The organism is Domibacillus sp. 8LH, from assembly GCF_038806185.1.
GTDB lineage: Bacteria > Bacillota > Bacilli > Bacillales > Domibacillaceae > Domibacillus > Domibacillus indicus_A.
In genome coordinates, this window is record NZ_JAVJNG010000274.1 from 1 (window position 1) to 248 (window position 248).

1 protein-coding gene is annotated in these 248 nt (G+C 46.4%); it reads left to right on the plus strand.

Going from position 1 to position 248, the window contains the following annotated elements; all coding sequences use genetic code 11:
• The coding region (locus tag RG959_RS24695) for a histidine kinase N-terminal 7TM domain-containing protein (RefSeq protein WP_342799355.1) at positions 1–248 on the plus strand (248 nt) is incomplete at both ends.

Consider the following 248-nt stretch of genomic DNA (forward strand, 5'->3'; position numbering starts at 1 on the left):
GTTTGAGCTTGATCCGACCTTAGGTGCTCCTTACATTCAGATAGAGATAGGTGCCTGGTACATTGTCCATGGGATTTTCACTTTTGCCTGCATGTTTGTTGCGCTGTTGTTCGTGGTTCTTCGGTGGAAAGAAACTGCCAAGGATTACAGAACCCAGCTTATCGCATTGCTGTTAGGTCAGTTCGTTCCTATGCTAACAGCCTTTTTATATTTAATTGGGGCAACCCCGTCAGGCATCGATCCTGTCC